The organism is Mycobacterium sp. AMU20-3851, from assembly GCF_043974665.1.
Classification (GTDB): domain Bacteria; phylum Actinomycetota; class Actinomycetes; order Mycobacteriales; family Mycobacteriaceae; genus Mycobacterium.
The window spans coordinates 3598474-3617606 of sequence record NZ_CP146371.1 but is presented as its reverse complement, the minus strand read 5'-3'; the positions used below and the strand labels follow the sequence as shown (position 1 = coordinate 3617606).

20 protein-coding genes are annotated in these 19133 nt (G+C 67.5%); 17 read left to right on the top strand and 3 right to left on the bottom strand.

What is annotated here, in order from left to right:
• Positions 1 to 36: 36 nt before the first annotated feature.
• Entirely contained in the window at positions 37 to 855 is an 819-nt protein-coding gene (locus V4U86_RS17410) for a D-alanyl-D-alanine carboxypeptidase family protein (protein ID WP_395307202.1), read from the bottom strand.
• 63 nt (positions 856 to 918) lie between these two features.
• Complete coding sequence (locus tag V4U86_RS17405) at positions 919 to 1794, bottom strand: D-alanyl-D-alanine carboxypeptidase family protein (RefSeq protein ID WP_395307201.1); 876 nt, start codon at positions 1792 to 1794, stop codon at positions 919 to 921.
• Between the two features lie 112 nt (positions 1795 to 1906).
• Between V4U86_RS17405 and V4U86_RS17400 the strand changes: the two genes are divergently transcribed.
• From V4U86_RS17400 to trmD, 8 genes are all read left to right on the top strand, one after another.
• The gene (locus V4U86_RS17400; protein ID WP_395307200.1) at positions 1907 to 3709 is read left to right on the top strand and encodes an N-acetylglutaminylglutamine amidotransferase; all 1803 of its coding nucleotides are present in this window, start codon (positions 1907 to 1909) and stop codon (positions 3707 to 3709) included.
• Positions 3706 to 5448 (top strand): N-acetylglutaminylglutamine synthetase, encoded by a 1743-nt coding sequence (ngg, locus tag V4U86_RS17395; RefSeq protein WP_395307199.1) that lies wholly within the window; start codon positions 3706 to 3708, stop codon positions 5446 to 5448. The genes V4U86_RS17400 and ngg overlap by 4 nt, the downstream gene beginning before the upstream one ends.
• A gap of 88 nt (positions 5449 to 5536) precedes the next feature.
• Positions 5537 to 6781, top strand: coding sequence for an osmoprotectant NAGGN system M42 family peptidase (locus V4U86_RS17390; RefSeq protein WP_395307198.1), 1245 nt, complete (start codon positions 5537 to 5539; stop codon positions 6779 to 6781).
• Between the two features lie 15 nt (positions 6782 to 6796).
• Positions 6797 to 7219 (top strand): nuclear transport factor 2 family protein, encoded by a 423-nt coding sequence (locus tag V4U86_RS17385; protein WP_395307197.1) that lies wholly within the window; start codon positions 6797 to 6799, stop codon positions 7217 to 7219.
• Between the two features lie 188 nt (positions 7220 to 7407).
• Positions 7408 to 7878, top strand: a complete 471-nt coding sequence (gene rpsP, locus V4U86_RS17380; RefSeq protein WP_395307196.1) for a 30S ribosomal protein S16 — start codon at positions 7408 to 7410, stop codon at positions 7876 to 7878.
• The gene (locus V4U86_RS17375) at positions 7875 to 8117 is read left to right on the top strand and encodes an RNA-binding protein (RefSeq protein WP_056548932.1); all 243 of its coding nucleotides are present in this window, start codon (positions 7875 to 7877) and stop codon (positions 8115 to 8117) included. The genes rpsP and V4U86_RS17375 overlap by 4 nt, the downstream gene beginning before the upstream one ends.
• A gap of 40 nt (positions 8118 to 8157) precedes the next feature.
• A complete protein-coding gene (rimM, locus tag V4U86_RS17370) occupies positions 8158 to 8682 on the top strand; it encodes a ribosome maturation factor RimM (protein ID WP_395307195.1) in 525 nt (174 codons plus the stop codon).
• A 7-nt stretch (positions 8683 to 8689) separates the two neighbouring features.
• Positions 8690 to 9397 (top strand): tRNA (guanosine(37)-N1)-methyltransferase TrmD, encoded by a 708-nt coding sequence (gene trmD, locus V4U86_RS17365; RefSeq protein WP_395307194.1) that lies wholly within the window; start codon positions 8690 to 8692, stop codon positions 9395 to 9397.
• Between the two features lie 6 nt (positions 9398 to 9403).
• Here trmD and V4U86_RS17360 read toward each other — a convergent pair whose 3' ends face one another.
• Complete coding sequence (locus tag V4U86_RS17360; RefSeq protein WP_395312091.1) at positions 9404 to 10288, bottom strand: hypothetical protein; 885 nt, start codon at positions 10286 to 10288, stop codon at positions 9404 to 9406.
• A 386-nt stretch (positions 10289 to 10674) separates the two neighbouring features.
• On the opposite strand from V4U86_RS17360, the gene rplS reads away from it, so the two are divergent.
• From rplS to V4U86_RS17315, 9 genes are all read left to right on the top strand, one after another.
• On the top strand, positions 10675 to 11016 hold the full coding sequence (gene rplS, locus V4U86_RS17355) for a 50S ribosomal protein L19 (RefSeq protein ID WP_073856043.1): 342 nt from the start codon (positions 10675 to 10677) through the stop codon (positions 11014 to 11016).
• Positions 11017 to 11098: 82 nt separating this feature from the next.
• A complete protein-coding gene (lepB, locus tag V4U86_RS17350) occupies positions 11099 to 11926 on the top strand; it encodes a signal peptidase I (protein ID WP_395307193.1) in 828 nt (275 codons plus the stop codon).
• An 11-nt stretch (positions 11927 to 11937) separates the two neighbouring features.
• Positions 11938 to 12666, top strand: coding sequence for a ribonuclease HII (locus tag V4U86_RS17345; RefSeq protein WP_395307192.1), 729 nt, complete (start codon positions 11938 to 11940; stop codon positions 12664 to 12666).
• On the top strand, positions 12663 to 12968 hold the full coding sequence (locus V4U86_RS17340) for a DUF2469 domain-containing protein (RefSeq protein WP_019511324.1): 306 nt from the start codon (positions 12663 to 12665) through the stop codon (positions 12966 to 12968). The genes V4U86_RS17345 and V4U86_RS17340 overlap by 4 nt, the downstream gene beginning before the upstream one ends.
• A 566-nt stretch (positions 12969 to 13534) precedes the next feature.
• Complete coding sequence (locus V4U86_RS17335) at positions 13535 to 15541, top strand: hypothetical protein (protein WP_395307191.1); 2007 nt, start codon at positions 13535 to 13537, stop codon at positions 15539 to 15541.
• Positions 15538 to 16725: a poly-gamma-glutamate synthase PgsB gene (gene pgsB, locus V4U86_RS17330; protein ID WP_395307190.1), complete on the top strand. Its 1188-nt coding sequence runs from the start codon at positions 15538 to 15540 to the stop codon at positions 16723 to 16725. The genes V4U86_RS17335 and pgsB overlap by 4 nt, the downstream gene beginning before the upstream one ends.
• The gene (locus tag V4U86_RS17325) at positions 16719 to 17201 is read left to right on the top strand and encodes a poly-gamma-glutamate biosynthesis protein PgsC/CapC (RefSeq protein ID WP_395307189.1); all 483 of its coding nucleotides are present in this window, start codon (positions 16719 to 16721) and stop codon (positions 17199 to 17201) included. The genes pgsB and V4U86_RS17325 overlap by 7 nt, the downstream gene beginning before the upstream one ends.
• A 23-nt stretch (positions 17202 to 17224) precedes the next feature.
• A complete protein-coding gene (locus V4U86_RS17320; RefSeq protein ID WP_395307188.1) occupies positions 17225 to 18226 on the top strand; it encodes a hypothetical protein in 1002 nt (333 codons plus the stop codon).
• The gene (locus V4U86_RS17315) at positions 18223 to 19131 is read left to right on the top strand and encodes a hypothetical protein (RefSeq protein WP_395307187.1); all 909 of its coding nucleotides are present in this window, start codon (positions 18223 to 18225) and stop codon (positions 19129 to 19131) included. Before V4U86_RS17320 ends, V4U86_RS17315 begins: the two co-directional genes overlap by 4 nt.
• Positions 19132 to 19133 lie beyond the last annotated feature (2 nt).

Sequence of the window (19133 nt, the reverse complement as noted above, 5' to 3'; positions counted from 1 at the left end):
GAACTTACTTGGAATTCGGCGGTGGTGGGGCGCTCCCTACCGGGGCTGGCCGAAACCCCAGTCCAGCAGGCCGATGGCCTGGCCGTACAGATCGCCGGTTCCGTACATCTGTACCACTACCAGGCGGCGGTCGCCGCGCTGAGCAGCCCCGACGTAGGTTTTGCGGGCCAGGTTGGTGAACCCGGTCTTGCCGCCCAGGTCGCCGGGGTACCGGCTGAGCAACTCATTCTGGTTGGACAGCGTCTTGCCGGGGAACGGGGCGGACGGCGACCGCATGATCTGGGCGATCAACGGATAGCGCAGCGCGGCCCGGAAGATGACCGCCAGATCGTGCGGAGTGGTGATCGACTCCCATCCGGGCCCGTCCAGTCCGGACGGCGAGGACGCCCTGGTGCCGCGGGCGCCCACGGCGGCGGCCTTGCGGTTCATGGCGGCGACCGCCACGCGCTGGCCGCCGAGCATATCGGCGAGCATGTTCGCCGAATCGTTGCCCGACACCATCAACAGCGCACTGAGCAATTGGGTCACGGTGTACGGCTGGCCCGGTTTCAGCCCGACGCAGGAACATTCGACCTTGGTGTGCGAGTCGTTGGCGCGGGCGAAGTTGTCCGGCCGCAGATGATCGAGCACCACCATCGCCAACAGCACCTTGATGGTGCTGGCCGGAGCATAGGAACCGTGCGCATCCTTGGCGGCCAACACCGCCCCGGTGTCCAGATCGGCAAGCAGGTAGGCCTTGGCCGGGCCGTTCGCAAACGATTGCGCACCAGCGGGTTCCACGTTGGGTGCGGCCTGCGCAGGCGCCGCCATGACCGTGCTGAGGGCGAGCGCGGTCGCCGCGAACAGGTGTCGCACTTGCCACAAAGTACGGTGCGCAGGACTCGAAACGCCTGCGGAACGATCTCCGTACGGTCTCGGCTACAGCACCCCGATACCGGCCGCACGGTCCTGCGCGAACCCCCAATCCAGCAGCGCCGACGCCTGGTCCCAATATGTCGGGCCACCCTCGCGGACCAGCCCGTACATCAATGCCACCACGAGACGGCGGCCGTCGCGCTGCGCGGCGCCGACGAACGTCTTACGCGCCAGATCGGTGAACCCGGTCTTGCCGCCCAGCGTCCCGGGATAGCGGCCGAGCAACTCGTTCTGGTTGACCAGTACGCGATCACCGGTGCGGCTCGGGAACACCGCGGTCGGCTGCGCGGTGATCTGGGCGAACACCGGATTGGCCATCGCCGCGCGGAACAGCACCGCAAGGTCGTGCGGCGAGGACCACATCTCGATACCGGGCCCGTCCAGACCGGACGGACTACCGGCCACGGTGGCGTGCGCGCCCAGTTGTGCGGCCTTCGCGTTCATCTTCGCCACGGCCGCCTCCCGGCCGCCGAGCATGGAGGCCAAGGTGTTTGCTGCGTCGTTGCCCGACACCAGCAGCACACCCTCCAGCAACTGGCGCACGGTGTAGGTGCGGCCGGGCACCACACCCGCGCAGTTGCACTCCACCCGGGTGTCGGCCTCCTCGGCCACCACGGTCGCCTCCAGCGGCAGTTGCTCGAGCACCACGGTGGCCAGCAACACCTTGATGGTGCTGGCCGGCGCGTAGCGTCCGTACCCGTCGCGAGAGGCCAGCACCGCACCGCTGTCCATGTCCGCGATCACCCAGGCCTGCGCAGGTCCGTCCGGTATCGGCACCGACCCCAGCGGCTGATCGACCCCCGGGACGGCGCCCGCCGAACCGGTGCTGACGGTGAGGAAACAGAGCGCGGAAATGAGACCGGCGGCAAGCCATCGCATGGCGTGTGAGCTTAACGACCTTTTGTTGTCTCAGGTTTGGTGAGCGTCCCCAGCGGTAACGTTGAACGAGCGCGAACCAGAGTGGCCGAAAACCATCGAGGGGACGAATTCAATGTGCGGCATCGCCGGCGAGGTTGCTCGCGGCCGATCAGCAGATCTGTCAGCCATTGCCAAAATGGCTGATTCCATGGTGCCGCGAGGCCCCGACAGCGGGGGATTCTGGTCCCAGGGTGGGGTCGCCCTCGGACACCGTCGTCTGGCCATCATCGACCTGTCCAGTCACGGACAGCAGCCCATGCACGACCCGGAACTCGGCCTCACCGTCGCGTTCAACGGCTGCATCTACAACTACCCGCAATTGCGCCAGGAATTGCTCGGCAAGGGCTACCGGTTCTTCTCGCACAGCGACACCGAGGTCGTGCTGAAGGGATACCGGGAGTGGGGCGAACAGGTCGTCGACCACCTGTTCGGCATGTTCGCGTTCGCCGTGACCGAGGTCGACTCCGGTCGGGTGCTGCTCGCGCGTGACCGACTCGGCGTGAAACCGCTGTACTGGACCGAGGTTTCGGGTGCTTTCCGGTTCGCCTCCTCCCTGCCGGCCCTGGTCGCGGCCGGTGGGGTGGACACCGAGATCGACCCGGTGGCCCTGCACCATTACCTGAGCTTCCACTCGGTCGTGCCGGCGCCGCACACCATCTTGAAAGGCGTGCGCAAACTCGCGCCGGGCACCATCATGCGGATCGAGCCCGACGGCACCCGAACCGAACGTACTTACTGGGAACCGATTTTCGAGCGCTCGGCCGAACGTGTGGGCTGGTCGGAGAATGAATGGGAAGAGGCCATCCTGGCCTCGCTGCGCACCGCGGTGGAACGGCGACTGGTCGCCGACGTCCCGGTCGGCTGTCTGCTGTCGGGTGGTCTGGATTCCAGCCTGATCGTCGGCCTGCTCGCCGAAGCCGGTCAGCACGGGCTGGCGACATTCTCCATCGGCTTCGAGGCCGCCGGCGGGGAAGAGGGCGACGAGTTCAAGTACTCCGACATCATCGCGCGGCACTACGGCACCGATCACCACCAGATCCGCATCGACACCGCCCGCATGCTGCCCGCGCTCTCCGGCGCGATCGGGGCGATGAGCGAACCGATGATGAGCCACGACTGTGTGGCGTTCTACCTGCTCTCGCAGGAGGTCAGCAAGCACGTCAAGGTGGTGCAATCCGGTCAGGGCGCCGACGAGATCTTCGCCGGGTACCACTGGTACCCGCCGATGGCGCACGCCGCGGACGGCGACGTCGACGCCGCGTTGCAGCGCTACCGGCAGGCCTTCTTCGACCGCGACCACACCGCGCTGAACACTCTGCTGCAGCCGGACTGGCGACTGGACGCCGACATCGCCGGCGACTACGTCCGCAGCCATTTCGCGCATCCCGGCGCGGCCACGGCCACCGACCGGGCCCTGCGCCTGGACACCACCGTGATGCTGGTCGACGACCCGGTCAAACGCGTGGACAACATGACCATGGCCTGGGGACTGGAGGGCCGGGTGCCGTTCCTGGACCACGAGCTCGTCGAGCTCGCAGCAACTTGTCCGCCCGAACTCAAGACCGCCTACGAAGGCAAGGGCGTGCTGAAAGAGGCTGCCCGCAAAGTCATCCCACACGAGGTGATCGACCGGCCCAAGGGCTATTTCCCGGTTCCCGCGCTCAAGCACCTGGCCGGGCCGTATCTGGATCTGGTCCGCGACGCCCTGCACGGTGAGGGGGCGCGCACCAGGGGACTGTTCAACCCGACCGAGGTGGATCGTCTGCTCGCCGAGCCCAACGGTTACCTCACGCCACTACGGGGTAACCCCCTGTGGCAGCTCGGGCTGCTGGAACTCTGGCTGGCGCACCATGTGGATGGGGTAACGACGAGATGACCCTGGAGAAGGCGACCTCGCGCCGTGGCACCGCGCATGACATCGCGCACAAAGAGGTCGTGCAGGATCTCGGGTGGGGTCGGCTGGTCTTCGGGCAGACGTTCGACGATCCCGGCGAACTGGGGACCGCGCTACGCGCCGAGGCCAGTGGGCGCCGAGATATCGGCATGTACCTGGAGGCCCCGCACGTCTTCGTCGCGCTGAACCCGCAGGAATTCTTCATCGACCCGAGCTTCACCTACCGGCTGGACCTGACGGTGCCGCTGGCCTACCGGCCGCCGGACCTGCCCGGCGTCACGGTCCGGCGGGTGCAGTCGATGGCCGACTGCGCGGCGATCAACGAGATCTACTTGCAGTGCCGGATGGTGCCCGCCGACGTCGACCTGATGTGGCACAACAGCCAGAGCGAACACCACATGATCTACCTGGTGGCCGTCGACGACAGCACCGGCGCGGTGGTCGGCACCGTCACCGGTATCGACCACGCGGAGCTGTTCGACGATCCGGAGAACGGGTCGTCGCTGTGGTGCCTGGCGGTCAGCCCGACACTGTGCCGGCCCGGAGCCGGCGGCCTGCTGGTGCGCTCACTGGTGGAGGAGTTCATCGACCGCGGCCGCGCCCAGATGGACCTTTCTGTGCTACACGACAATTCGGCGGCGATCGCGCTGTACGAGCGGATGGGTTTCGAGCGGGTCCCCGAGCTGGGCGTCAAGCGTAAGAACGCGATCAACGAGAAGCTGTTCGCGCCGGCGCAGCCCGAGGAGGAGCTGGACCAACTCAACCCGTACGCCCGGATCATCGCCGACGAGGCGATCCTGCGCGGGATCGCGGTGCAGGTGCTCGATGCGCAGGCCGGTTACCTGCAGCTCACCCACGGCGGCACCACGGTGACCACCCGGGAATCGCTCTCCGAGCTCACCAACGCGGTCGCCATGAGCCGATGCGATGACAAGCGGATCGCGCGCAAGGTGGTCAGCGAAGCGGGAATCACTGTGCCCCAAGGCGTCACCGCGACCTTCGGCGAAGAGGATCACCGGTTCCTGGCCCGGGTGGGATCGGTGGTGGTCAAGCCGGCCCGCGGTGAGCAGGGTGCGGGCATCACCGTCGGGGTGACCCGTCACGATGAACTCGACCGCGCATTGCAGGTCGCCAGCAAGCACTGTCCGGATGTGCTGATCGAGGAGCGTTGCGAGGGCGAGGATCTGCGCATCGTGGTGATCAACGGCAAGGTGATCGCGGCCGCCGTCCGGCGCCCACCGGAGATCATCGGCACCGGCAAACACACCATCCGGCAGCTCATCGAGGCGCAGAGCCGGCGCCGGTCGGCCGCAACCCAGGGGGAGTCGAAGATCCCGCTGGACTCGGTGACCGAGGACACCGTCCGCGATGCGGGCTGGGATCTCGACGACGTGTTGCCGGCCAACGAGCACCTGGTGGTGCGCCGCACCGCCAACCTGCACACCGGCGGCACCATCGTCGATGTCACCGATGACCTGAACCCGACCCTCGCCAAGGTGGCGGTGGATGCCGCCGACGCGATCGGGATCCCGGTGACCGGGATCGACCTGATGGTGCCGGCGGTCGACGGCGAGGAATACGTGTTCATCGAGGCCAACGAACGTCCGGGGTTGGCCAATCATGAACCGCGCCCGACGGCGCAGGCCTTCGTGGATCTACTCTTTCCAAGGACAGCTGCCACGCCGTGGGCCTGGCAGCCCGATCCTGTAGATCAGGGTTAGGGGGCGGTGGGCCCGCATCGGGACCACATCCGGGCGCCGTACGGCACGCGCCCGACCCCGCTTTGACGCAATGCTTTGAGAAGGAGACATGTTGTCCGAACGTGCGGTGATGCCGGAACAGACCAGGGCGTGGATGATCGACACGCTGCTGCACCTGTTGCAGACGCCGAGTCCCTCGGGACGCACCGACGCGGTGATGCAGGTGATCGGTGACACCCTCAATGACCTCGGGGTGCCGTTCACGCTGACCCGGCGCGGCGCACTGACCGCAGTGCTGCCCGGCGAGTCCAAGACCACCGACCGTGCCGTGGTGGTGCACGCCGACACCATCGGCTGCATGGTGCGGGCGCTCAAGGACAACGGCCGCCTCGAGCTGATGCCGGTCGGCACCTTCTCGGCGCGCTTCGCGACCGGGGCGCGGGTCCGCATCTTCACCGACGACGCCGACGAATTCTTCACCGGCACGGTGATGCCGCTCAAGGCCTCCGGGCACGCTTTCGGCGACGAAATCGACTCCCAGCCAACGGAATGGGAGCACGTCGAGGTCCGCATCGACCGCAAGGTCGCCAACCGTGCCGACCTGGAGCGGTTGGGTTTCCAGGTCGGTGACTTCGTCGCGCTGATCGCCGCCCCGGAGTTGACCTCCGACGGCTACATCGTGTCCCGGCACCTCGACGGCAAGGCCGGGGTGGCCGTCGCGCTGACGCTGGCCAAGACGGTGGCCGAGCAGAAGATCGTGCTGCCGCACAAGACGTCGATCATGGTGACCATCACCGAGGAGGTCGGGCACGGCGCGAGCCACGGTCTGGACCCCGACGTCGCCGAGCTGGTGTCGGTGGACAACGCGGTGTGCGCGCCGGGGCAGCAGTCGATCGAGGACGGGGTGACCATCCCGATGGCCGATCTGCACGGCCCGTTCGACTACCACCTGACCCGCAAGCTGTGCCGGTTGGCCGGGGAGCGGGGGATTCCGTACGCCCGTGACGTCTTCCGCTACTACCGCTCCGATGCGGCGGCGGCCATCGAGGCGGGCGCCAACACCCGGGCCGCGCTGGTCGGTTTCGGCCTGGACGGCAGCCACGGATGGGAACGCACCCACCTCGACTCCCTGGAGGGCGTCTACAACCTGCTCTACGCCTGGCTGCAGACCCCGCTGACCTTCGCCAAATGGGATGCCAAGCCGTCGGGCAAGCTGCGGGACTTCCCGTCGTCGAAGCAGCCGGCCCCGTCCGAGCAGTGGGTGCCGCTCTCGCGCGGTGACCACGCCGAACCCGGGGAATGGGAAGGTGAGCACTGGCCGCCGCCCGAAGGGCCGGCCGGACCCCAGGCCTAATGGTTCAATCGGGACGTGCTGAGCCTCGAAGAGATCTCCGACCGCCTCGAAATCCAGGACCTGCTGATGGCCTACTCGACGGCCATCGACACCCGTCGCTTCGATGATCTGGATCAGGTGTTCACCCCGGATGCCTATATCGACTACCGCGCCATGGGCGGGGTGGACGGCCAGTATCCGGAGGTGAAGGCCTGGCTGGCCCAGGTGCTGCCGAACTTTCCGGCCTACGCGCACATGCTCGGCAACGTCGACGTGCGGGTGACCGGGGACACCGCGACGGCCCGCACGCTGTGCTTCAACCCGATGGTGCTGCCCGGGCAGGAACCGCCGCAGGTGCTCTTCTGCGGTCTCTGGTACGCCGACGAGTTCGTGCGTACCGCCGACGGCTGGCGGATGACGCGACGGGTCGAGGAGAAGTGCTTCGACCGGGTCGTCTGAGCCCCGGCGAGGTGCGCCGGCGAGATTTGGGGGCGTCGGCCCCGCTCTGGCACAATGGGCGGCTGTCCCGCGCGCGACACGTTAGATGCGCCGCACGCCGGTCACACGCGCAGATGCAAAACCGGACCGGGTAATCCGCCCGAGTCGCTGAATTGCAGGCGTGGCAATCAACAGGAGATTCGTTTCACATGGCTGTCAAGATCAAGCTCGCCCGTTTTGGCAAGATCCGCAACCCCCAGTACCGCATCGCCGTTGCCGATGCGCGCAACCGTCGCGATGGCCGCGCCATCGAGGTCATCGGCAAGTACCACCCGAAGGAAGAGCCGAGCCTGATCGAGATCGATTCGGAGCGTGCGCAGTACTGGCTGAGCGTCGGGGCCCAGCCCACCGAGCCCGTGCTCGCGCTGCTGAAGATCACCGGTGACTGGCAGAAGTTCAAGGGCCTGCCGGGCGCCGAGGGCACGCTGAAGGTCAAGGAGCCCAAGCCGTCCAAGCTGGACCTGTTCAACGCCGCCCTGGCGGCCGCCGATGGCGCGCCGACCGGCGAGGCCGTTCAGGCGAAGAAGAAGAAGGCTCCGGCCAAGAAGGAAGAGGCCGCCGCCGAGGAGGCTCCCGCCGCTGAGGCCGAGGCGCCCGCCGAAGAGTCCGCCGCAGAATGAGCACCGTCGTCGTCGACGCCGTCGAGCACCTCGTTCGCGGGATCGTCGACAACCCTGACGACGTCCGGGTCGACCTGGTGACCAACCGCCGTGGGCGCACCGTCGAGGTGCACGTTCACCCCGATGACCTGGGCAAGGTCATCGGGCGCGGTGGCCGTACCGCCACCGCGCTGCGCACCCTGGTCGCCGGCATCGGTGGCCGCGGCATCCGCGTCGACGTGGTGGACACCGACCAGTAGTTACGGTGGGCAGGAGCGTAGCGACCCGGGGGTTGTTGTAGTGGAGCTGGTCATCGGGCGCGTCGCCAAGGCACACGGTGTCACCGGCGAGGTGGTCGTGGAGGTCCGTACCGACGACCCGGCGGCGCGGTTCGTCCCGGGTGCGGTGCTGCGCGGGCGTAAGCCGCGCGGCGGGCCCGAACGCAACTACGTCATCGAATCGGTGCGTGAACACGCCGGTCGGCTGCTGATACGGCTGACCGGCGTGGGCGACCGCAACGCCGCCGACGAGATGCGGGGCACGCTGTTTCTCATCGAATCCGCGGAGTTGCCTCCCATCGACGATCCCGACGAGTTCTACGACCACGAACTCGTCGGTCTGGCCGTGCGGACCACCGACGGTACGTCGGTGGGCACGGTGGCCGAGGTGCTACACACCGCGGCCGGGGAGTTGCTGTCGGTCAAGACGGCCGAGGGCCGCGAGGTGCTGGTGCCGTTCGTCAGCGCAATCGTCACCGCGGTGTCCCGCACCGAGGGCGTGCAGATCGATCCGCCCGACGGCCTGCTCAACATCGAAGATCTGTAGGAGCGACGTGCGCATCGACGTCGTCACGATCTTCCCTGCCTATCTGGACGCACTGCGACAGGCCTTGCCGGGCAAGGCGATTGCCACGGGCATCGTCGAACTCGGCGTACACGACCTGCGCGAGTGGACCCATGACGTACACCGGTCGGTCGACGATTCGCCCTACGGCGGCGGTCCCGGCATGGTGATGAAGGCCCCGGTCTGGGGTGCCGCGCTCGACGACATCTGCACTCCCGACACGCTTCTGGTGGTGCCGACGCCGGCCGGTCGGCCGTTCACCCAGGCCACCGCGCAGCGCTGGAGCACCGAGGCGCACCTGGTCTTCGCCTGCGGCCGCTACGAGGGCATCGATCAGCGCGTCGCCGACGACGCCGCCCGGCGGATGCGGGTCGAAGAGGTGTCCATCGGCGATTACGTGCTGGCCGGGGGAGAGTCGGCGGTGCTGGTGATGGCCGAGGCCGTGATCCGGCTGCTGCCCGAGGTGCTCGGCAATCCCGCCTCACACCAAGATGATTCGCACTCCGACCAGGTCGGTGGCCTGCTGGAGGGCCCGAGCTACACCCGGCCACCGGTCTGGCGTGAGCTGGAGGTGCCACCGGTGCTGCTCTCCGGTGATCACGCCAAGATCGAGGCCTGGCGCCACAAGCAGTCACTGCAGCGGACCCGTGAGCGCAGGCCCGATCTACTCGGGGCGAGCGACAGCGACGGGGAATGATGAAGCCTAGATCCTGCCGCCCGGGAAGATCGTCTTCACGGCGTCGGTGATGGCGCGGCGGGCCTCCTCGGCGCCGGCGGGCTGCATCGAGCTGATGGCCATCACATAGCGCCGGTCCGGGCCCACCACGCCGGTGGACAGATGCATCCAGTCCGAGCCGATGCAGCACATCCAACCCTGTTTGACCGCAACCGGTTCGGCGTAGAGCCCCTCGGGGATGCCGAACCGCTGCGGGTAGACCCCGCCGGGAACCATGCCGTCGGGTGCGGTCGGGGTGGACTGCGCGAGGTTGGACATGATGATGCTGGCCCGCTCCGGAGGCAGACCCCCGGTCCCGGCCAGCAGCATGTCGTAGTACCGCACCAGGTCGGTCACGGTGCTGATGGTGTTGTACCAACGGCCGTTGCCGGGCGCGCGGGTCGAGCCCAGCCCGTAGCGTTGCACCACCCGGTCGATGATCGCGCTGCCGCCGCTGCGGTTCCAGAACACCTCGGCGGCACTGTCGTCGGAGGAGCGCAGCATCACGTCGAGCATCGAGCGATCCTCGGGGCTCAGCGTCGTCTCGCCGTTGGCCTCCTGCAGCAGCAGGTCGTCGGCGATGAAGAGCTTGACCACCGAGGCGATCGCGATGGTGCGGTTGGCGCCGTTGGTCACCAGTTCACCGGTGAGCCGGTCGAGGACCGCCACGGTGATGTCCGCACCCGCTTCGGCGGCCTCGTCGGTGGCCTGGATCTCACGTGCCTTCAGCCCGTCGAACGTGGCCACCGGCCGGTCCGGCGGGGCCTCGGGCAGCGGCGCGGAGGTGCCCAGCGGGGCGACGACGGTCAGTTGGGGCGCGGCCGGTGACGGCGGCGGGCTGCCGTACACCTTGGCCTCGCAGCCGGAGATCATGACGGTGGAGCAGACGGCCGTGACCGCCACCGCCAGAAACTTCGACGGGCGTGGCATGGACTCCTCCAGATGCTGCGGTGGGGCGTGCCCCAGAACGGTGCGACGGGGAGACCCGGCCACGCTGTCGGTCCTCTACCCCGGACGTGGGTAGCCTAATCACCGGCTGCAGGTAGTGCGCAGAGCGGACCGGCCCGGCGTTTCGCGACAGGGTCGAGGCCCGCGATTTCGCCTGCTGCGCCGCGTCTGGCACAATTGAGCAGTTGTCTGCGCAGGATCAGTCCTGCTGCGGGGACATACACAGTCAGATCCGCCCGAATACGTCGGCTCGGCTGCGCGAACGACAGCGCCGCCCGTGAAGAGCCGCCAACAGCAAGGAAGAGTCACCGATGAACACGCTTGACTTCGTCGACAAGGCGTCGCTGCGCGACGACATCCCGGCCTTCGGCCCCGGCGATACCGTCAACGTGCACGTCAAGGTCATCGAGGGCTCCAAGGAGCGCATCCAGGTCTTCAAGGGTGTCGTGCTGCGCCGCCAGAACGGTGGGGTCAGCGAGACCTTCACCGTCCGCAAGGAGAGCTACGGCGTCGGCGTCGAGCGGACCTTCCCGGTGCACTCGCCCAACATCGATCACATCGATGTGGTGACCCGTGGCGACGTGCGTCGCGCCAAGCTGTACTACCTGCGCGAGCTGCGCGGCAAGAAGGCGAAGATCAAGGAGAAGCGCTGACGCCGGTGACAGGTGTGTCGACCCCGACACGCTTGCCCATGCTGACGGGACGCTGTCCAGCCACGCTGGCTACCCTGATGCCGTGACCGACGACGCCGAAGAAGCCGCCCCCACCGTCAAGTCCGATGCGGACACCGAAACCGGTGGGGATGCAGCGCAGGAGCCGAAGAAGAAGCACGGCGCACTGCGCGAGGGCGCCATCCTGGTCACCATCGCGTTGGTTCTCTACTACGTGATGCTGACCTTCATCGCGCGTCCGTACCTGATTCCGTCGGAATCCATGGAGCCAACGCTGCACGGCTGCCCGGGCTGCGTCGGTGACCGGATCATGGTCGACAAGCTCACCTACCGGTTCGGCGAGCCCGAACCCGGTGACGTCGTCGTGTTCAAGGGCCCGCCGAACTGGAACATCGGCTACAAGTCGATCCGTTCGGACAACCCCGCGATCAAGTTCGTGCAGGACGCGCTGTCCTTCGTCGGCTTCGTCCCGCCCGACGAGAACGATCTGGTGAAACGGGTCATCGCGGTCGGTGGCCAGACGGTGCAGTGCCGGGCGGCCACCGGGCTCACCGTGGACGGTAAGAAGCTCGTCGAGCCGTACCTGGATCCGGTGACGATGAACGCCGATCCCGAGGTCTACCCGTGCCTGGGCAACGAGTTCGGCCCGGTGAAGGTCCCCGAGAACAAGCTGTGGGTGATGGGTGACAACCGCACCCATTCCGCGGACTCTCGGTCGCGATGCACCAACCAGCCCGGTGACGCCCAGCGTGGCCTGCTGTGCACCGGCGACCCGGAAGCGGGCACCGTGCCGGTGGACAACGTGATCGGCAAGGCCCGGTTCATCGCCTGGCCGCCGTCGCGGTGGGGCGGCGTGAGCAGCACCAACCCGCAGACGGCGCCGGCCGATTAGGAGTGCCAGCGTTGCCGGCGAGTTGGCCCCCCAGAACAGTGATCCGCAGGTCGGGCCTGCGCACCCTGGAGTCCGCGCTCTACCGCAGCGGCCTCGGTCCCGTCGCCGGGGTCGATGAGGTCGGTCGCGGCGCTTGCGCGGGACCGCTCGTGGTGGCCTCCTGCGTGCTCGGCCCCAACCGGCTGACCAGTCTTGCTGCACTGGACGATTCGAAGAAGCTCAACGAAGCCGAGCGTGAGCGGCTGTTTCCGCTGATCCGCCGCTACGCGCTGGCCTATCATGTGGTGTTCATCTCCTCGGAGGAGGTCGATCGACGCGGTGTGCACCATGCCAACATCGAGGGCATGCGCCGCGCGGTGGCCGGTTTGCCGGTCCGGCCCGGCTACGTGCTCTCCGACGGGTTCCGGGTGCCGGGGCTACCGCTGCCGTCGCTGCCTGTCATCGGTGGAGACGCCGCGGCGGCCTGCATCGCCGCTGCCAGCGTGCTGGCCAAGGTGAGCCGGGACCGGCTGATGGTGGAGATGGATCGCGAATATCCCGGATACCGCTTCTCCGAGCACAAGGGCTACATCACGCCGGTGCACACGGCGGCACTGGCCGAGCTCGGACCGTGCAGCCAGCACCGGTACTCGTTCGTGAATGTGCGCCGGGTCGCGGGACCGGGTGCGCCGCGGTTGGATGACGAGGCGCTGTGCGGGATGATGGAGCACAACCTAGACGAAGGACAGCAGAGCAGATGAGTGCCGAGGATCTCGAGAAGTACGAAACCGAGATGGAGCTCTCGCTGTACCGCGAGTACAAGGACATCGTCGGACAGTTCAGCTACGTCGTGGAAACCGAGCGCCGGTTCTATCTGGCCAACAGCGTCGAGATGGTGCCCCGCAATGCCGACGGCGAGGTCTACTTCGAGCTCCGGCTCGCCGATGCCTGGGTGTGGGACATGTACCGCCCGGCACGCTTCGTCAAGCAGGTTCGCGTCATCACCTTCAAGGACGTCAATATCGAAGAGGTCGAGAAGCCGGAACTGCGGCTGCCGGACTGACCGCCATGCGTGCAAGGGCCCATTCCCTTGCCCGTGGTGCATCAGTGAGCTGAACAGCCGGCGCTGCGTGTTCGTCGTGCGAAGTGTGTAGACAACAGCTCCGAACTGCAGTGTTTTTCGATGATCACCCTCGGCGTCCGGCCGACGGGATGCTGCGGGCTGTGAGGTCGATGCCGTCGAAAATCGTTTGCCCAAAAGCTGATTCGCAAGAATCTGTACTCCGCACACGTCGTGCCCGAGATGGTGAGCTGACGCACAGTGCTTGAAAAGGCTTGTGCTTCTGTGTTTATCGTGGCGTAACACCAACGAATTCGGCCTGTATCAATCCTTTTCGCCGTTCTGGAGGTGAAAACTGTGTACTTTTCTGTCCGCCTGACAGGCGCAATGCACGGGACAGAGTTGTTCCGGTCACTGCGGCCATGCCGATACGGTGTGGAAGCAGGTATGCATTGGTGAGCGTAGCGATCCCGACCGTTGTGTCGGCCCCTGAGCAGGTGCCGGCCCCTGAGCCGGAACCGCATTTCCATCGATTTCCGCGAACGCGGATGTTGTCCGGGGTCGGCGCAGTGCCGACCTTTGTGCTGTTGGTGGCATTGTTGTCCGCAGGGATGCTGCTGCTTCTGCGCGCTCCCGCGGCGCCGCGGGTCGCCGACACCTTGCCCGGTGAACTGCAGGCTGAGGCCAACCGCATCGCGACCTCCTATATCGCCCCGGCCGATCAACTCGCCCGGACCGCCGTGACCGACCGGGCGGCGATCGCGGCGAAGAAACGCGGGGCTCTGCTCCGGCTGTCACGGGCCAATCCCGCTGTCGACGGCCTGGCGTTGGTCGACAGCGCGACCGGTGACGTGCTGACCAAGCGCGGCGACACGGTCGCGGTGCCCGAGATGCGTCCGGCGCTGCAGCACGGACCGGATGTGAACCTCATCGACGACGAGCTGGTGGTGGCCATCCCGGTATCCGCGGACCGAACCCTGATCGGGTCGCTGTCGGCGCGCCCGCCCAAGCAGCCCGGCCAGCGCATCCTGATCGCCCAACCCGACGGTGCGGTACTCGCCGAATCGACCGGACGACCGGTCGTGCCCCCGGCGGTCGTGCAATCGGTGGCAGGTGAGGCCGGACGCGGTGAACCCGGCTTCGCGGTGGACGAGTCGCGGCTCGCGGAGTCCTCGAACGAGGGCAGTCTTGCCCTCCCCGGCCACGCCGAGCCGCCGCCGGACCACGTGGCCGTCGTCGGCGGCACACCGCTGCACGGTGTCGCCGAACGCAGCGGACTGTCGGTGCTCGTCGCCCGTGACGTGCCGGTCACCGCCGGCAGCATGACGAGCCCGGGCCGCACTGCGGCCATCGCCATCGCGTCCGGTGGTGTCGTCGCCTTCCTGCTCCTGCACCTGCTGCTGGTGCGACCCATCCGACGTTTGCGCCGCGATATCGATCTGGTGGTCGCCGATGTGGACGCCGGTCGGACACCGACCAGCCGGGTCCGCCGGTCGGGGCTGCGTCAGGTCGACAGCATCGCCCGGTACGTGAATGCCCTGCCGCGGACGGCCGGCGGGGGCGACGGCAGACGCCGCCGGTTCGCCATACCCGGCACTGCCCTCTACATCGCAGTGGGAACGCTCTTTCTGGCCACCCTGGGCGCGGGCTTCGCATCGATCGGCGCGCACGAGTCGGCCCGCACCGACGCGCTCACCGAGCGCAGCCGAGCCATGGTCGAGAAGACAACCAGCAACCTGGAAGGCACACTGACAGAAGGGTTGGCCGCCGTGCAGGCCGCCGCGGACCCGAAAATCGGTGACGTCCAGTCTGATTGGGCCCGCGTCGTCGCCGATCTGCGGGCGACCCGGCCCATCTTCCGGTCGGTTTACGTGCGGGACGCCGCCGATCAGATCGTCGCGTCCACCGGTGAGACGCCGCGAGCCGACACGGTTCCGTCCGTGCCACTGGCGCAGCTCAACACCTCCGGACCGGAGCCCATCGTGACCGCATCCGAGCGGACGCACGACGGACGGTTCACCGTGGTGGCCGAATACGACGTGCGGGCACTCAACGATGTGCTGCGCAGCGCCGACAGCCCCACCGAGGTGTATGACGGCGGGGCCCGCACGATCCTCGGCTCCGACGGCTACCTGTCGTTCAGCGTGCTCGATGATCCGGTGTTGCGGCGCATCGGATCCGAAGCCGGTATCGCGGCTCATGCCGCGGTGCAGGACGTCGCCGGTGCCGACCAGCTCGTCGGCAGTCAACGCGTCGGGCGCTCCGAGGCGACGGCCCAGCTCGGCTGGACCGTGTTGCAGCACCGTCAGGTCTCGACGGCGCGCTACACCGTCGATCCCATCGGGCGCGCGGTGACCGTCATCATCGGTGCCACCGCGCTGCTGGTGGTGGGTCTGCTGCTGTGGAGTTACGTCGCCGTGATCGGCCCGCTCGGACGGGTCGAGCGCTGGCAGGCCGGGATCGCCGCCAAACCGAAGGACCCGCCCCCCGCCGGGCCGCCGCCGCCACGCCTCGACGAGGTGGGAGCGGTGATGGCCGGGCTCAACCACTGCATGAATCGAGGTGATCGACGATGACCTTCCTGTTCGGTGTGTACCTGGCCGGCTCGGTGGCCATGCTGGTCGCCGGTCTGCTCGAACAACGCAGGCATTACCAGAGCCTGCACAGCATCCCGCATCGCGTGGTGATCAACGGGATTCGCGGGAAGAGCTCGATAACCCGGCTGTGCGCCGGAGCGCTGCGCGGCGGCGGTGTCACCACCGTCGCCAAGACCACCGGCACGGCGGCCCGGTTCATCGGCCCCGATGGTGTCGATGAGCCCATCTACCGGAAGTTCGGGCTGGCCAATGTGATCGAGCAGGTAGCGATCGTGCGGCGGGCCGCCGCCTACGAGCCCGACGCGCTGGTCATCGAATGCATGGCGGTGCTACCGGACCTGCAAGAGATCAACGAGCGCAAGCTGATCCACTCGACCATCTGCGTCATCTGCAATGTGCGCGAGGATCACCTCGCCGAGATGGGTCCGACGTTGCCGGATATCGCCCGGTCACTATCGCGTTCCATGCCGCGGGGCGGGGTGTGCATCACCGCCGAGAAGGAACAGATCGCGGTGCTGCGTGAGGAGGCGCGGCGACGAAACTGTGAACTCATCCAGGTCGACCCCGACGAGATCGACGACGAGACCGTCGCCATGTTCCCGTTCATCACCTTCAAGGAGAACATCGCGATCGCCCTCGCGGTTGCCGGGATGTGCGGCATCGAACGGGAATCGGCGCTGCGTGGCATGATCACCTCGCCACCGGATCCCGGGACCGTAGCCGTGGACGACTATCAGGTCGATGATCGGCGGCTGTCCTTCGCGAACCTGTTCGCGGCCAACGACCCATCTTCGACGCTGATGAACATCGAGCAACTCGCCGAGCGCGGGCTCATCGATCGACCGCTCAACATCGTGATCAACTGTCGTCCCGACCGAGTCGAGCGCAACGGTCAGATGGGGGAACTGACCGGTGTCCTCAAACCCGACAAGATCATCTTGATCGGTGAACCGACACGGTCGGCCCGCACCGCCGTGCCATCCGAATTATCGGACAAGATACAAGATTTCGGCAGTCGGCCGAACTACGACGAGCTGATCGAATCGGTCGTCACCGAGGGCGGCAGCGGGTCGGTCATCACGATCGGCAATATCCACGGCCAAGGCGAAGTGCTGCTCGAACATGTCCGGAAGCTCCCACGAGCAATGGAGGAAGCGTGCTGAACGGAACCCTCGGACCCGAGGTCGCCACCATCGCGCTGGCGATCGGCCTGATGTTCGCCTTCGTGTGCTACCTGGTCACCAATCTGTCCCCGGGCGGCATGATCACACCCGGATGGCTCGCCGTCACCGTCACCGAAGACCCCCGCAAGGTCATCGTCATAGCCGGGGTCACCCTGTTGACGTACCTGTCGACGTTGCTGCTGCAACGCGGCGTGATCCTCTACGGCAAAAGGCTTTTCGCTGCGGTGATCATGGTCAGCGTGCTGTTCTCGACCGGGCTGTTCCTCCTGGTGTACAACGACTATCCGGTGTTCTTCGTTCATCAGACACTCGGATTCATCATTCCCGGGCTGATCGCCTACCAGCTGGTGCGCCAACCGCGGCTGGCGACCATCGCCGGCACCACCGCGGTCAGCCTCGCCACCTACGGCGTGCTGGCCAGCGGAATCCTGCTCAACCTGGTACCCACCGGCTGACCTGACAGCGAGGAGACCATGCAATGGGTATACGAGACCTACATCACCGGACCGTCAGACAGATCGCGTTCACATCCGCCGGGGTGCTGATCGGCGTCGCCGGCATCCTGACCGGAACGGTGCGCGAATCGACGGTCGCGCAGCCCGCCCCCGCCTCGGCGCCGGTGACCGAAACCAATCCGGTGACAGGCGGATTCAGTTACTCGCGGCTCGCCGATCCACCGCGCACCGTGGTCGCCGACAGCACCGGCCGGGTCGTCGCGACGCTCACCGACGAGGCGCGCACCGTCAACCTGCTCGGTCCCACCCGGCGGTTCGCCGAGCCCGGCACGGCCGCCGGAGTCACCTCGCAGACGTGGGTGCGCATGCTGCCCGGGCCGTGGACCGCCGGCGCCGAACGCGAGCCGTGGTTCCGGCCGTGGTTGGACACGGCGCTGAGCGACCGCGGACCCGATGTGCTGACCGTGGCGTCGCAGTACCTGCCCGGCCGTAGCGACGACGCGCGTTTCGGGGTTTTCGACACCGACGGCGACGGACGCGGGGACCACTCGGATTTCTACGATTACCTGGGTCGGTCGTGGACCTACGAGGACGGCCGGGTTGAGCAGCCCGACCCGGCTCAGGGCGGCTCGGTGGATGCGTCCGGATTCGTGCGTCTCGTGTTCGGGTATCGCTCGGGTATGCCGGTCCGCACCGACAGCGATGACCAGCAGACCGCCATCCCACGCAGCGCCGCCGACATCGCCGCCGAAGGCCCGGGCGCTGTCATCGTCCCGGACCGGCAGACCCGGGTGACCGATTTCGGTGCGATCCAGGCCGGCGACCTCGTCTTCTTCGACACCGACCCCGACCAGCAGGCCGATATGGTCGGCATCTGCATGGGCCGAGACGAAGGCGGTCACCTGCGGTTCATCGCCAGCCGCGAGGCTGCCGACGGACCCACCATGGGTGACACCGGCGGGGCTTCGATCCTGGACGGAAAGGGTGAATACCCCTCGGCGTTCCGCAGCGTGAAGCGGCTGTGAGCCTCGGCCCGGATCTCGACCGTCGGCAGGTACTGCGTGGATTGGCCGGCTGCGCCTGCCTCGGGGCGCTCGCCGCCTGCGGTGTACACCCCGAAACGAGTTCACCGCGGGCGCTGGACCGCCGACTCGGCGAGCTGACCGGACGGCTCAACCCCGGGCAGGACTACCGCCCGCCCTCGGATGCCGAAGCGCGCCGCGCGGTGAAGGCCACCGAACAGTTGACCGCCGACGACCTCGACGCGGCACGCCGCGGCTTCGCCACGGTTGGTTTCACCGTCGACGAGTTGTACGACCCTGCTGCACAACGTGATTGTCTGATCGCGGCCGGCGAGGATGATGGCGACCGGACCTGGGGGATGCTCGTGCTGGCCGCCGGGGCGGTGCGACCCGACGTGCTCGTCGAGGTGCCGCACCCGCGGGCCGATCTGGACACCGAACACATCGGCCTGGACGTGTTCCGGGCAATGCCGCGATCGGGCCTGCTGGTGGCCGGTGCGCATCGCCGCGCCGCGGGCGGTGCGGCAGACGTTGCGCACCGGAAGGATTCGTTGTTCCATGCCCTCGCGGCGGATCTCGGCCGGCAGGGATCTTTTCAATTACAGCTGCACGGCTTCGCCGATGCCAGCCTGCCCGGCGCCGACGTGGTGATCTCCAGCGGCAAGGCCCAGGTCGGCACGCGCGCCGAACGGCTCGCCGACGCGCTCGAAGGTATCGGCCTCGGCGTCTGCCGGGCCTGGCACGACAGATGCCCGGCCCTGGAAGGCCGGAGCAATGCCCAGGGCCGGGCCGCCGCCCGTCACGACCTGGAGTTCGTCCACCTGGAACTCAATCACCGCACCCGGATGGACCTTCGGCGGCGCAGCGCACTCGTCGACGCCGTCGCCGGCACCCTGAACGATCACTGACG